Source organism: Clavibacter sp., assembly GCF_014802555.1.
GTDB classification, from domain to species: domain Bacteria; phylum Actinomycetota; class Actinomycetes; order Actinomycetales; family Microbacteriaceae; genus Clavibacter; species Clavibacter sepedonicus.
In genome coordinates this window covers 1-12,514 of sequence record NZ_JAAVCB010000057.1, presented here as the reverse complement: position 1 = coordinate 12,514, position 12,514 = coordinate 1, and the positions used below count along the sequence as shown (strand labels likewise).

Sequence of the window (12,514 nt, the reverse complement as noted above, 5' to 3'; positions counted from 1 at the left end):
CACCAGCAACCAACACCGCGCCGACGCGCTTGACCCCTTCATCGAGCACTACAACACTGAACGGATCCACTCGAGCCACGGGCTGACGCCCGCGGCCCGAGTGTCACCAACGTCATGACTCAGTACACCTAGATGCGAGGAGGAACCCCATGGTCGATTCGGTGGCGACGGTATGGCTGCCCGTGCAGGACATGACGCGCGCGGTGGCGTTCTACCGCGACACGCTCGGACTCACGGTCACGAGCGAGGACGCGGACTGGAGCGAGATCGACGCGGACGGCCTGATGATCGGGCTGAACGCACGCGAGGAAGCGAGCGGCTCGTCGAGCGGCGGGGCGGTCATCTCGTTCACGCCCGAGGGCTCCATCGAGGACGAGCTCGAGCGGATCCGTGCACGCGGCGCCGAGATCACGGGCGAGATCAGCGACCACGAGTGGGGCCGGATCCTCCCGTTCCAGGACAGCGAGGGGAACGACCTGCAGCTGTACTCGCCGCCGGTCGGCGGCTGACGCGGGGCGGTCTCAGGGCATCGGCTCGAGGTCGACGTACACGGGCGCGCCGACCTCGAGGCCCTGGGCGTCGCGGACCGCGCGCTTGATCGGCAGCACCCACGTGCCGTCGCCCTGCGGGAACACGGACGTGCGCCAGGTCGTGGTGCCGACGCGGACGCGGACGGGCACGGATCCGAAGCCGCGACGGCCGGCCTCGCCGAGCTCGCGCAGCATGCCGCCGAGCTCGACGGGCAGGCTCACGAAGGTCCACAGCTCGCGCCGCGCCTCCCACGCCCAGAGCGGCGCGGTGAAGTCGAGGGGGAGGTCGTCGCTCATCATTCGACCCTAGGGCGCGCCCACCAGCCGGCGCGGTCGGCGACGAGCGCGGCGACGTCCGCCGGGCTGTGGGATGTGGTGTCGATGGCCAGCCCGCCGAGGCCCGCGGCGTCGATGATCGCGGCCAGCTCGGGGGCGCGTGCACGATGCCACGCGAGGGCTGCGTCGTCCTCGCCGTGTCGGGCGTCGAGCCGCGCCCGCACCGCGTCGGCGTCGACCGTGAGCCGGACGAGCAGCGGCTCGTGGGATCCCAGCGCGGCGGCGTAGGCAGGCAGGTCGTCAGCGCGCTCGACGACGGCCGCGACCACCACCACGCGGGCCCCGGCCTCGCGGTGGTTGCGGGACAGGTCGCCGAGGTTGCGCAGCATCAGCTCCTGGTGGAACGGATCGTCCGCCGGCGCGGGATGGAGCAGCCGCAGGGCGTCCGCGTCGACCAGCGCGTGCGGCACCCCGCGTGCGGCCAGGAGGGCGCCGAGCGCGTGCATCGTCGTGGTCTTGCCCGCGCCGACGGTGCCGGTGAGGATCACGGCGTCGGTCATGGCGCTCAGCTGCCGCCCGTGACGAGGTCGCACTCCAGCTCGTCCGCGGACGCCGCGACGACCTCGAAGGAGGCGGCGCCGGCGCGGATGGTCACCGTCGACATGCCGACCCAGCGCGGGTGCGGCTCGGCGGTGGTGCTGGAGATGGCGTGGCGGAGGATGCGGAGGCGGGCGATGGAGAGCGTCGCGGTGCGGCGGCGGACGACCTGGTCGCGGCGGGTGAGGATCAGCAGCTCACGCGGCGAGCACGCGGCCACCGCGCCCGCGAGGCTCATCGGCCGGAGGTGCTGCAGCGCGCCCATGAGGCCGTCGGCCGTGGAGACGAGCGGCGTGCGCGGCCGCGACGACAGGTAGCGCAGCTCGGGATCCCGGGCGGCGAGGTCCCAGTACGCCGCCGCGACGCCGGCCTCGTCCTGTCCGACGTCGATGCGCGGCGTCGCCCGCGCGGTCTTCTTCGGGCAGGTGGCGGGCACCCCGGCGGAGTCGGCCGCCAGCGTCATCAGCAGCTCGGTCAGCTCCACGACCACCTCGGCGGATGCGCCGTTGAACGGGATCCGCAGGGCCTGCCCGTCGGCCGTGTGCACCGCGAGCAGGCCGTCGAGCAGGTCGACGCGGTCGCGCACGGCCACGATGTCGGCGAAGGGGATGCGCCGGGCGGTGTACGCGGATCCGTCGCGCGAGAGCACTTCCAGGTCGCGGTCGCCGACGACGAGGAGGTGGTCGTACAGGTCCATCGTCGGGTCGGTGTCGCGGCGCGGGATGTCGCGCGGCACCTTGAGCACGAGGCGCGCGGCGAACGGGTCGACGCCGTGCGGGCGGTAGAGGCGGGGGACCTCGTCGGTGGTGCGGACCGTGTCGATCCACGGGCCGAAGGCGTCGTGCTCGGCGGTTCTGGCGTGCGGGGTCACCACGCGAACGTATACCGCGCTCCACGGCCCGCGGGAGTCCGGCGCGTGCCCTCTCCGGGGCGATCCGCCGTGTGGTAGCGCGAGGGCGGCATCAGGCCTCGATCAGGTCGCGCTCGGGCGGCACGGTGGTCCACAGCCCCACGACCCGGCGGGCCAGCGCCCGCTCGAGGCCGCCGAGGGCCTTGACCACGAAGATCGTCGTGCGGGCGGGGGATCCGGCCTTCGAGAACCCGCGGTCGACCGCGCGCACCCACGTCTCCGCGGCGATCTTCGCGGTCGAGTAGTTCGCGCCGCCGGGATACGGGCGCTGCACGGCGGTGGAGGAGACGATCGCGAGGCGACCGGCCTCCGACGCCTGCAGGTCGGCGTCGAACGCGCGCGTGGTGTTGCGCAGCGTCGTCACGAGCCGCTCGTGCAGGAAGTCCCAGTCGTCGTCGGTCTGGCCCTCGAGGCCGTTGCCGCCGCGCCAGCCGCCGACCAGGTGGATGAGGCCGTCGACGCCCCCGAGGTCCGCCCGGATCCGCGCGGCCAGGTCCACGACGGCCGCGTGGTCGGCGAGGTCGCACACCTCCAGGCGCTCCGCGTCGACGTCCGCGAGCCGGCCCGCGTCGGTGCCGACGGCGACGACGCGCGCGCCCGCCGCCGTGAGCTCCGCCGCGACCGCGCGTCCGGCGGCGCTCGACGCGCCCGCGACCACGACCACGCGGCCGTCGACGCTCACGCCGTCTGCCCCGTGATCCCGGCCGTGGAGCCGATGACGTCGCGCATCTTCTTCTCCAGCGCCTCGAAGAACATGCTGAGCGGGAACTCGTCGTCGAGCACGAGGTCGGTGAGGCCCTTCGGCGGCCCGTCGAGCGGCAGCGCGTCCGGCCCCTTCGCCCAGGTGGACGCGGGGTGCGGCGTGACCGTCTCGGTGACCATCGCGTACGCGGCCAGCCAGTGCGCGGTCTTCGGCCGGTCGATGGAGCGCCAGTAGAGGTCGTTCACGCGGTCGGCGAGGGCGACCACCACGTCGGCGACGTCGTCCCAGTCGATCGTGAGGCGCGTGTCGGTCCAGTGCAGCACGTGGTGCTGGTGCAGCCACGCGAAGAGCAGCTGGCCGCCGAGGCCGTCGTAGTTGCGCACGCGGGATCCGGTGATGGCGAACCGGAAGATGCGGTCGAAGATCACCGCGTGCTGCACGAGGCCGGCGCGCTCCAGCAGGGCGTCGTCGCCGGGCGTGCGCTCGGCCGGGTCCATGGCGGCGAGCCGGCGCTGGATGGCGACGGCCTCGCGGAACGCGGTCAGGTCGCAGCGCAGCTCCTCGATCGAGTAGAGGAAGAACGGCATGCGCTGCTTGATCATGAAGGGGTCGAACGGCAGGTCGCCGCGCATGTGCGTGCGGTCGTGGATGAGGTCCCACATCACGAAGGTCTCCTCCGCGAGCCGCTGGTCGTCGAGCAGGCGCCGGGCGTCCTCCGGCAGCTCGAGCTTCGTGACTTCGGCGGCGTGACGCACCACGCGACGGAAGCGGGCGGCCTCGCGGTCGGCGAAGATCGCGCCCCACGTGAAGGTCGGGATCTCGCGCATCGCGACGGTCTCGGGGAAGAGCACGGCCGAGTTGGTGTCGTAGCCGGGCGTGAAGTCGACGAAGCGGATGGGGACGAAGAGCGCGTTGCCGTACTCGCCCGCCTCCAGCTCCGCCACGAACTCGGGCCAGACGACCTCGATGAGCACGGCCTCCACGAGCCGCGACGCGCTGCCGTTCTGCGTGGTCATCGGGAAGACGACGAGGTGCCGGATCCCGTCGACGCGGTCGCGCTGCGGCTGGAACGCGTTCAGGGAGTCGAGGAAGTCGGGGACGCCGAGGCCCTGGTCGACCCAGCGGGCGAAGTCCACGTCGAGCGCGGCGAGGTACGCGGCGTCGTGCGGGAAGAGCGGGGCGAGCGCGCGGACGGAGTCGCGGATCACCGCGACGAGGCGCGCGGCCTCCGCGTGGTGCGCGGCGTCGGGGACCGACCCGTCCTTCGCCTGCATCGGCTGGAGCGCGACGGTGGCGTCCTTGAGGGCGAGCCAGGCGGGGGAGGAGGCGACGCGCGTCACGTCCTCGACGACCTCGGGCTCACCGATGACGGCTGCGGTTGCTGCGGCGCTGGACATGGATCGACCTCCGATCGTGCGGGTGGCGTGCGGTCCCTCCACCGTAACGGCGGGTTCGGCGCGAGATCGTGTCCCGCGTGCGGGATCCGCGCGTGGAACCGGCTGCCCGCGCAGCTTCCCTGCGCGAGCGCCGCCGGTCACGCCTCGTTGTCCTCCGGTACGGGCGTGGTGGTGCCCGACTCGTGGTCGCGGCGCAGCACCGCGTAGCCGACGGATGCGCGCGGCTCGCCGCCCGCGACGGGCCAGCCGTCGCGGTAGTGGGCCTCCTTCACGAAGCCCGCGCGCACGAGCACGCGGCGCATCGCCCGGTTGTCGTCGCGGGTCTGCGCCTCGAACCGCGTCACGTGCGGGTACGTGCGGAACACGTGCTCCGTCATCGCGCGCACCACGGGCACGCCGAGCCCCCGGCCGCGCGCCGATTCCGCGAGGCGCAGGTCGAACAGCACGCCCGGATCCTCGAGGTCGTCGAGCACCACGAGGCCCACGCGGCCGGATCCCGCGACCTCGACCCAGAGCGCCTCGTGCTCGGGCCCCTGGAAGTCGCCGTCGGCGATGCGCGCGTCGACGTCCGCGGTCGTCGGGGCCGGGCGCACGTGGAAGGGGAACGCGTTCGACGTGAGGAACGCCCGGAGCGCCTCGCGGTCGCGCTCGACGTCGACGGGGACGAGCTCGACGGCCGGGGGAGCGGGCGGGGCGTCGGTCGGGATGGCGGGCATCGGGGGTCCTTCCGGGAGGCGGGGCGGCGGGGCCGGCGCGGGGCCGTCCACAGGTGCGGGTGAACAGCGGGTGAACCCGGCGGTCCCCCGTAGAGGGGACAGGCGAGCAGGGCGCAGGATCATCGCCGTGGATCCATTCATTCTCCTCGTGCTCGTCGTCGTCACGGCGCTCGCCTTCGACTTCACCAACGGCTTCCATGACACGGCGAACGCGATGGCCACGTCCATCGCGACCGGTGCGCTGAAGCCCAAGGTCGCCGTCACCCTCTCCGCCGTGCTCAACCTGGTGGGCGCGTTCCTCAGCATCGAGGTCGCGCTCACGGTCACGAACGCGGTCGTGAAGATCCAGGACAAGTCGGGCGCCCCCGACCCGGCGCTCCTCCAGGGCGGCGGATCCGCGCTGCTGCTCATCGTGCTCGCGGGCCTCATCGGCGGCATCGTCTGGAACCTGCTCACCTGGCTGCTCGGCCTCCCGTCGAGCTCCTCGCACGCGCTGTTCGGCGGCCTCATCGGCTCCACGCTCGCGGGCCTCGGGCTGAACGGCGTGAACTGGGCGGGCGACGGATCCAAGCTCGACGGCGTCGTGGGCAAGGTGATCCTGCCGGCGCTCATGTCGCCGATCCTCGCCGGGGCGGTGGCCGCCGTCGGCACCTGGCTGGTGTTCCGCATCATCGGCAACCTCGCCGGGCGCGGCCTCGACCGCACCTTCCGCATCGGCCAGATCGGCAGCGCCTCGCTCGTCTCGCTCGCGCACGGCACGAACGACGCGCAGAAGACCATGGGCGTCATCACGCTCGCGCTCATCGCGGCGGGCGGCTGGACCGACACCGAGTCGGTGCCGTTCTGGGTGAAGATCAGCTGCGCGCTCGCCATCTCGCTCGGCACCTACATCGGCGGCTGGCGCATCATCCGCACGGTCGGCAAGGGCCTCGTCGAGATCGACACGCACCAGGGCATGGCGGCCGAGAGCTCCTCGGCCGCGGTCATCCTGGCCTCCAGCCACCTCGGCTTCGCCCTCTCCACCACGCACGTGGCCACCGGTTCCATCCTTGGCTCCGGCGTCGGCCGCCCCGGCGCGCAGGTGCGCTGGCGCGTGGCGCTGCGCATGGTCGTGGCGTGGATCATCACCCTCCCGGCCGCCGCGCTCGTCGGCGCGGTCATGTGGTGGCTCGGCCACCTCATCGGCGGGGCGGCGGGCGGCATCGCGATGACGCTCGTGCTCGTCGCCGTCGCGATCACCGTCTACGTCCGCTCGCGCAAGGACGACGTCGGCGCGCACAACGTCAACGACGAGTGGTCCGACGAGAAGTCCGCCCGCCCCGCCGCCCAGCCCGCCGACGTCTGAAGGATCCCGCCATGCTCCCCCTCTTCTTCTCCGCGGTCGGTCAGGTCGCCCTCGTCGCCCTCCTCCTCGGCGCGGGCCTACCCGCCCTCTTCGCGCTCGGCGTCCGGTCGTTCGCGCTGGCCAGCCCCGACACCAGCGGCCGCGTCGCCGGATCCGACTCCTCGCGTCGCACGCCGCCGATCGTCCTCCAGGTGGCGGGCGCCCTCTGCTACGCGGTCGTCGTCCTCGCCGTGATCGCGGGCCTCACGCTCATCATCGCGACGGGCCTCGGCCAGTCGGTGAGCTTCGAGCACGTCATCCCGACCTTCACCTCGAAGGGCTGACCATGACCGACAGCGCATCCGAGGTCGGCGGGCCCCGCGACGGCCCGACCGGCGCGGCCGTCCCCGACCGGCCCGACCGCGGCATCGTCCAGCGCGTCGTCGGCTGGCTGCGGGCCGGATACCCATCCGGCGTGCCGGACCAGGACTACGTGCCGCTGCTCGGGATCCTCCGCCGCAGCCTCACCGCCGAGGAGCTCGAGCAGGTGGTCGACCAGCTCGTCGACGACGCGGTCGCGGCGGACGCGGCCGGCGAGGAGATCGGCAGGAGCCGGCTCCGCGAGCGCGTCGAGGCGATGCTGCTCGGCCCGGCGATGCCCGAGGACCTGGTGCGCGTCTCGGCCCGCCTGGCGGCCGCGGGCTGGCCGCTCGGATCCCCCGAGGACCTGCACGAGCCGGATGCCGCCCACGCGCGCGCGACCGAGCGCACGGGCCTCGTCTCCCGCATCGTCGCGTGGCTGCGCGCCGGCTACCCCGCCGGCCTCCCCGAGCAGGACTTCGTGCCGCTGCTCGCGCTGCTGCGCCGCCGCCTCAGCGACGAGGAGGTGCGGGAGGTGAGCGCCCGGCTCGCGTCCGAGGGCGGGCTGCCCGCCAGCCGGCTCGACGTCGCCGACGCCATCGCGGGCGTCACCTCCGAGATGCCCTCGGACGCCGACGTCGAGCGCGTGCGCGCCTACCTCGAGGCGCACGGCTGGCCGGAGGGCTTCCGCATCTGATCCGCGCTCCGCCGGCCCGACGGGGGCGGCGGGGCTGCATGTTGCACTCAATGTCCCGGAGTGCAATGATGCACTTCATGTCGACAAGTGCAACGGGGCTCCGCGAGCGCCGCCGGGTGGAGACCTCGGCGCGCCTCACGACCCTGGCCCGCCGCCTCACGGCCGAGCGGGGCCTCGCCGGGTTCACCGTCGAGGAGGTCTGCGAGCAGGCCGGCGTCTCCCGGCGCACGTTCTTCAACTACTTCGCCTCCAAGGAGGACGCGCTCTTCGGGCGCTCCGCCCGCGTCGACACCGCCGACCTCGAGGAGGCGTTCGTCGCGGCGGGCGACCCGGAGGATCCGGCGCTCTCGCCCACCCTCCTCGACGACCTCGCCGACCTGTGCCTTGAGCGCTGGGCCCGCCTCGACACCGACGGCACCTCCATGCACGACATGCACGCGGCCTTCCGCCGCGAGCCGGGCCTCCTCGTGCGCGCGCTCGAGGCCGCCATGGAGGACGAGGCGAAGGACGTGCTCCTCGTCGAGCGCCGCGAGGGGCTGCCGCCCGGCGACCTCCGCGCGTCCGTCGTCGTCCAGGCCATGGGCGCCCTCGGCCGCTCGAGCGCGCGCGAGTTCCTCGCCCCCGACAACGTCGACCCCATCCCGCTCATCCTGCGGCGGCGCCTCGACGCGCTCCGCGAGATCGCGCATCCCCCCACCGCCACGACCTCCCGCACCCGCCACACCGAACGGACCCCACGGAACCCATGAGCACCACCGCCACCGCCCCGGCGCCCCTCCTGCTCACGCAGCGGCGCATCTGGATCATCTTCTCGGCGCTCATCGCCGGCATGCTCCTGTCGAGCCTCGACCAGACCATCGTCTCCACCGCGATGCCGACCATCGTCGGCGAGCTCGGCGGCGTCGACCACCAGGTCTGGATCACCACCGCGTACCTGCTCGCCACCACGATCGTCATGCCCATCTACGGCAAGTTCGGCGACGTGCTCGGCCGGCGGAACCTCTTTCTCGCCGCCATCGCGATCTTCACGCTCGCCTCGGTCGGCTGCGCGTTCGCGGGCGACTTCTGGTCGTTCGTGGTCTTCCGCGCGGCGCAGGGCCTCGGCGGCGGCGGGCTCATGATCCTGTCGCAGTCGATCATCGCCGACATCGTGCCGGCCAACCAGCGCGGCAAGTACCTCGGCCCGCTCGGCGGCATCTTCGGCCTCTCGGCCGTCGGCGGACCGCTGCTCGGCGGCTTCTTCGTCGACCACCTCACCTGGCAGTGGGCGTTCTACATCAACATCCCCATCGGGATCGCGGCCTTCGTCGTGGCGTTCATCACGCTCACGCTGCCGAGCAAGAGGGCGACGAAGCGGATCGACGTGGTGGGCGTCGTGCTGCTCTCGATGGCGACGACGTGCCTCATCTTCTTCACCGACTTCGGCGGCGACAAGGCCTACGGCTGGGGATCGCTCGCCACCTGGGCGTGGGGCCTCGGCCTCGTGGTCGCGGCGTCGCTGTTCGTGTTCACGGAGTCGCGGGCGGACGACCCGGTGATCCCGCTGAGCCTCTTCCGGAACCCCGTGTTCGTGAACGCCACGGCCATCGGCCTCGCGCTCGGCATCGGCATGTTCGCGGCGATCGGCTTCGTGCCGACGTTCCTGCAGATGTCCACCGGCACCTCGGCCGCGGTCTCGGGGCTGCTGCTCCTGCCGATGATGGTGGGCCTCATCGGCATGTCGATCACGTCGGGCATCCTCATCAGCCGCACCGGCAGGTACCGGATCTTCCCGATCGTCGGGACGCTCCTCACGATGCTGGCGCTCGTGCTGATGACCTCGCTCACGGCCGAGACGCCCGTCTGGCTGATCTGCGTGTTCCTCTTCATCTTCGGGCTGGGCCTCGGCCTGATCATGCAGGTGGTGGTGCTCGTCGTGCAGAACGCGGTGCCCGCCGCGCAGATCGGCACGGCGACCAGCACGAACAACTACTTCCGCGAGGTGGGCGCCGCGCTCGGCACGGCCGTGTTCGGCACGCTGTTCACGACCCGGCTCACCGAGAACCTCACGACCGTCTTCGCCGGGGCGGGCGCGGCGCCGGGCGACGCGGCGGCCTCGGCCAGCAGCATCGACCCGCAGGCGCTCAACCAGCTGCCGGACGCCGTGCGCGACGGGATCGTGGACGCGTACGCCGACGCGCTGGCGCCCGTGTTCTGGTACCTCGTGCCGTTCATCGGGATCGCCTTCGTGCTCTCGCTCGTGCTCAAGCAGATCCCGCTGTCGGACGTCGCCGGGCTCGTCGCCCGCGGCGAGGCGGTGGGCGGCGAGGAGGCCGAGCGGCTGGAGGCGGAGCAGCGCGCGGACGTCCGCGGCGGCACGAGCCCGGCGCAGGCGACCGGGCCGGACGCGGCCGACGAGGCATCGCGGATCGCCGTGCCGTCGAGCGACGCGCGGGACGGATCCGGGAGCTGACCCGGCCGTCCGGCCGGCGCACGACCCGTTGACAACGCGGTCCCGGGTTGGTCGGATCACGGCAGGGCCGTCGTCTCCCTCACGGAGGCGGCGGCCCGTCCGCGTCGCCTACCCGCCGCGGATCCCGTCCGCCCCGCGTCATCGGAGGTCGCCGTGAGCGAGCCCATCGTCATCACCCGCACGTTCGCCGCCTCGCGGGAGCGCGTCTTCGACGCGTGGACCTCGCCGGCGGACTTCTCCACCTGGTTCGGCACCGCCGCGGTCGACGTGCCGCTCGACACCCTGCGCATGGACGTGCGCGTGGGCGGCGCGTGGAGCGCGGTGATGCGGCTGCCCGACGGCGGATCCATCGACTGGGCGGGGGAGTACGTCGAGCTCGACCGGCCGTCGCGCATCGCGATGACCATGACCGACCGGCCCGACCAGCCCGCGGGCGAGCCGCTCACGGTCGACCTCGAGGAGGTCGCGGGCGGCGCCACGCGCATGACCATGACGCAGCGCGCGGGCGAGTTCACGCCCGAGCAGCGCGAGATGACGATGCAGGGCTGGGGCGCGTTCCTCGACGTGATGGAGGGGCTGGTCGCGCCGGATGGCGCCGGAGTAGGCCGGTGATGTGACGGCAGCGTTGCAGCCTTACGTGTTACGCCAGTGTTCCATGAAGTCATGTAACATCTGCGTACCACAACATCGTGTGCTGCTGAGGAGGCTCCATGCTCGCGAGATGGCCAGAGGACCTAGGGAATGTGGCACGCCAGCAGAGGCAGGATCTCGGCTTCTCACAAGAGGAGCTCGCTCGTCGGGCAGGGGTGACGAGGCAGTGGCTCACGCGATTCGAGACCGCGAAGGGCGACGCGGCGCTGTCCAAGGTAATGCGCGTGCTCAGGGAGCTCGACCTTCGGCTAGAGATCGAGACGAAGGTGTCGGGGGACGTGAGTCCGGAAGCGGCCCGAGCTGCCCGCGTACCGGCCGTGAACGACGACTTCATGAGCGCGTTGATGGCCAGAGTCGGCCAGGAGCCCGCATCCGACATCGGAACATCGGGCTCACGTGCCGCCGAGGCGGTGCTCCGTCGGAATCGTGATGTGAGGGTGATGGTCGAGAAGATCGGACAGCAAGGCGCGGCGCTCGCCCGGGACCCGATGGCGCCCCCGCCTCCGTCCAAGCAGCAGCATCGCTCATGAGCACGCGAGTGCTTGATGTATTCCTCTACGGGCGACTGGCGGCGAAGCTGGAGAGGACTGCGCCCCTGCGATATCGCCTGGTCTACGAGGCTGAATGGTTCGCCACCGGAGGCCCGTCGATCTCGCTGTCGTTGCCGACGCTGCGCCGCGTGCACACGGGAGCACCGGTCCTGCGCTTCTTGGACAACCTGCTTCCTGAGGACGACGCGGTTCGAAGATCGTGGTCACGAGAGAACGACTCCGGGTCCGTAGAGCCGTTCCACCTCCTCAGCTCCCATGGGGCTGACGTGGCGGGCGCACTGGAATTCCATCCCGAAGGGCATCCGGCGAGAATGGAAGGCTCCTTGGAGGCGCTGACGGAAGCCCAGATCGCAGACCGCATTCGAGCGATCCGAGAGGACAGGGACGTAGGCGAAGGAGACGGGGCTCCGGCTCGACCGGGTCAGTTCTCGCTTGCCGGCGCGCAAGGCAAATTCGCGTTGGCATGGTCCGACGGCAGATGTCACGAGCCGACAGGCGTGCAGCCGTCCACGCACATCTTCAAGCCCCGGGTTCGAAATCTGGTGGACGCCGAGATCGTCGAACACGTGACCATGACCTCTGCCGCGGTGCTGGGGTTGAGCGCGGCATCGACGGAGATCAGCTCGTTCACTGATCAGCACTCACTCGTCGTCGCCAGATTCGACCGGCGCGCAGACGAGCGCGGATTCGTCACGCGCATCCACCAAGAGGATCTCGTGCAGGCGCTTGGTCTTCCCGCTTTCCGAAAGTTCGAGGAGCGCGGTGGGCCCAGCGTGCGCACGATCCTCGAGCTGCTGGATCGAATCGATGAGCACGAGGTTCGGGCCCCAGCCAAGGAGCGGTTCATGAAGTACCTGCTGTTCTCGTGGATGGTGCTCAACACAGATGCTCACGGAAAGAACTACTCCTTGAGGCGTTGGCCGACGGGATTCGATCTAGCTCCGATCTACGATGCCTCCTCGTACCTTCCCTACGTCTCTCCCGCCGGGAGCCGGTCGGACGACGTGCTCTCCGCGATCGAAGGGACTCACATGGCATCGCGACTAGTCGACTCCTACGGAGTGGGGGACATGGGGGCATTCCAATGGGCTGCTGTCGGTCGTGAGGCCGGCCTCGACGGGGAGGCGTTCCTGGAGTGGGGGCGGCAGGTGGCTGCGGCCTTGCCCGCGGTGTTCCGCGCGGTCGCCGTCGAACTGGAGTCGGCGCTCCAGACGCCTGTCGTCGAGCTGCTGCTAGATGTACTGGGTCATGACGTTGGTGACACTCGGGCCGCGGGCGTGAGCCCGTGGCTTGAGTGGATTCGTTCAGTGTTGTAGTGCTCGATGAAGGGGTCAAGCGCGTCGGCGCGGT

At 71.7% G+C, this 12,514-nt stretch carries 14 protein-coding genes and 3 pseudogenes; 10 read left to right on the top strand and 7 right to left on the bottom strand.

Going from position 1 to position 12,514, the window contains the following annotated elements; all coding sequences use genetic code 11:
* Both HDR73_RS06185 and HDR73_RS06180 read left to right on the top strand, forming a co-directional pair.
* A pseudogene (locus HDR73_RS06185) lies at positions 1-118 on the top strand (IS481 family transposase); the annotation flags it as partial.
* Between the two features lie 31 nt (positions 119-149).
* Complete coding sequence (locus HDR73_RS06180; protein ID WP_012300129.1) at positions 150-509, top strand: VOC family protein; 360 nt, start codon at positions 150-152, stop codon at positions 507-509.
* A 12-nt stretch (positions 510-521) separates the two neighbouring features.
* Here the strand turns inward: HDR73_RS06180 and HDR73_RS06175 are convergent, their stop codons facing one another.
* From HDR73_RS06175 to HDR73_RS06150, 6 genes are all read right to left on the bottom strand, one after another.
* On the bottom strand, positions 522-827 hold the full coding sequence (locus HDR73_RS06175) for a DUF1905 domain-containing protein (protein ID WP_012300128.1): 306 nt from the start codon (positions 825-827) through the stop codon (positions 522-524).
* Positions 827-1,366, bottom strand: a complete 540-nt coding sequence (locus tag HDR73_RS06170; protein ID WP_012300127.1) for a P-loop NTPase family protein — start codon at positions 1,364-1,366, stop codon at positions 827-829. Before HDR73_RS06170 ends, HDR73_RS06175 begins: the two co-directional genes overlap by 1 nt.
* Before the next feature lie 5 nt (positions 1,367-1,371).
* On the bottom strand, positions 1,372-2,274 hold the full coding sequence (locus tag HDR73_RS06165; RefSeq protein ID WP_041465096.1) for a hypothetical protein: 903 nt from the start codon (positions 2,272-2,274) through the stop codon (positions 1,372-1,374).
* A gap of 91 nt (positions 2,275-2,365) precedes the next feature.
* Entirely contained in the window at positions 2,366-2,995 is a 630-nt protein-coding gene (locus HDR73_RS06160; RefSeq protein WP_012300125.1) for an SDR family oxidoreductase, read from the bottom strand.
* Positions 2,992-4,413 (bottom strand): DUF6421 family protein, encoded by a 1,422-nt coding sequence (locus HDR73_RS06155; protein WP_012300124.1) that lies wholly within the window; start codon positions 4,411-4,413, stop codon positions 2,992-2,994. Before HDR73_RS06155 ends, HDR73_RS06160 begins: the two co-directional genes overlap by 4 nt.
* Positions 4,414-4,550: 137 nt before the next feature.
* On the bottom strand, positions 4,551-5,129 hold the full coding sequence (locus HDR73_RS06150; RefSeq protein WP_012300123.1) for a GNAT family N-acetyltransferase: 579 nt from the start codon (positions 5,127-5,129) through the stop codon (positions 4,551-4,553).
* A 127-nt stretch (positions 5,130-5,256) separates the two neighbouring features.
* On the opposite strand from HDR73_RS06150, the gene HDR73_RS06145 reads away from it, so the two are divergent.
* The 8 genes and pseudogenes from HDR73_RS06145 to HDR73_RS06110 form a co-directional block, all read left to right on the top strand.
* Positions 5,257-6,474: an inorganic phosphate transporter gene (locus HDR73_RS06145; protein WP_012300122.1), complete on the top strand. Its 1,218-nt coding sequence runs from the start codon at positions 5,257-5,259 to the stop codon at positions 6,472-6,474.
* A gap of 11 nt (positions 6,475-6,485) precedes the next feature.
* The gene (locus HDR73_RS06140) at positions 6,486-6,797 is read left to right on the top strand and encodes a hypothetical protein (RefSeq protein WP_012300121.1); all 312 of its coding nucleotides are present in this window, start codon (positions 6,486-6,488) and stop codon (positions 6,795-6,797) included.
* Between the two features lie 2 nt (positions 6,798-6,799).
* The gene (locus tag HDR73_RS06135) at positions 6,800-7,510 is read left to right on the top strand and encodes a DUF3349 domain-containing protein (RefSeq protein WP_012300120.1); all 711 of its coding nucleotides are present in this window, start codon (positions 6,800-6,802) and stop codon (positions 7,508-7,510) included.
* Between the two features lie 77 nt (positions 7,511-7,587).
* A complete protein-coding gene (locus tag HDR73_RS06130) occupies positions 7,588-8,259 on the top strand; it encodes a TetR/AcrR family transcriptional regulator (protein WP_049792018.1) in 672 nt (223 codons plus the stop codon).
* Positions 8,256-9,962, top strand: coding sequence for an MDR family MFS transporter (locus HDR73_RS06125; protein ID WP_012300118.1), 1,707 nt, complete (start codon positions 8,256-8,258; stop codon positions 9,960-9,962). The genes HDR73_RS06130 and HDR73_RS06125 overlap by 4 nt, the downstream gene beginning before the upstream one ends.
* A gap of 153 nt (positions 9,963-10,115) precedes the next feature.
* Positions 10,116-10,574: an SRPBCC family protein gene (locus HDR73_RS06120; protein ID WP_012300117.1), complete on the top strand. Its 459-nt coding sequence runs from the start codon at positions 10,116-10,118 to the stop codon at positions 10,572-10,574.
* Between the two features lie 98 nt (positions 10,575-10,672).
* The gene (locus tag HDR73_RS06115; protein ID WP_049791955.1) at positions 10,673-11,143 is read left to right on the top strand and encodes a helix-turn-helix domain-containing protein; all 471 of its coding nucleotides are present in this window, start codon (positions 10,673-10,675) and stop codon (positions 11,141-11,143) included.
* A pseudogene (locus HDR73_RS06110) lies at positions 11,140-12,321 on the top strand (HipA domain-containing protein); the annotation flags it as partial. The gene HDR73_RS06115 and the pseudogene HDR73_RS06110, both read left to right, overlap by 4 nt.
* 89 nt (positions 12,322-12,410) lie before the next feature.
* On the opposite strand, the pseudogene HDR73_RS06105 reads toward HDR73_RS06110, so the two are convergent.
* Positions 12,411-12,514 (bottom strand): annotated as a pseudogene (locus HDR73_RS06105) (IS481 family transposase); the annotation flags it as partial.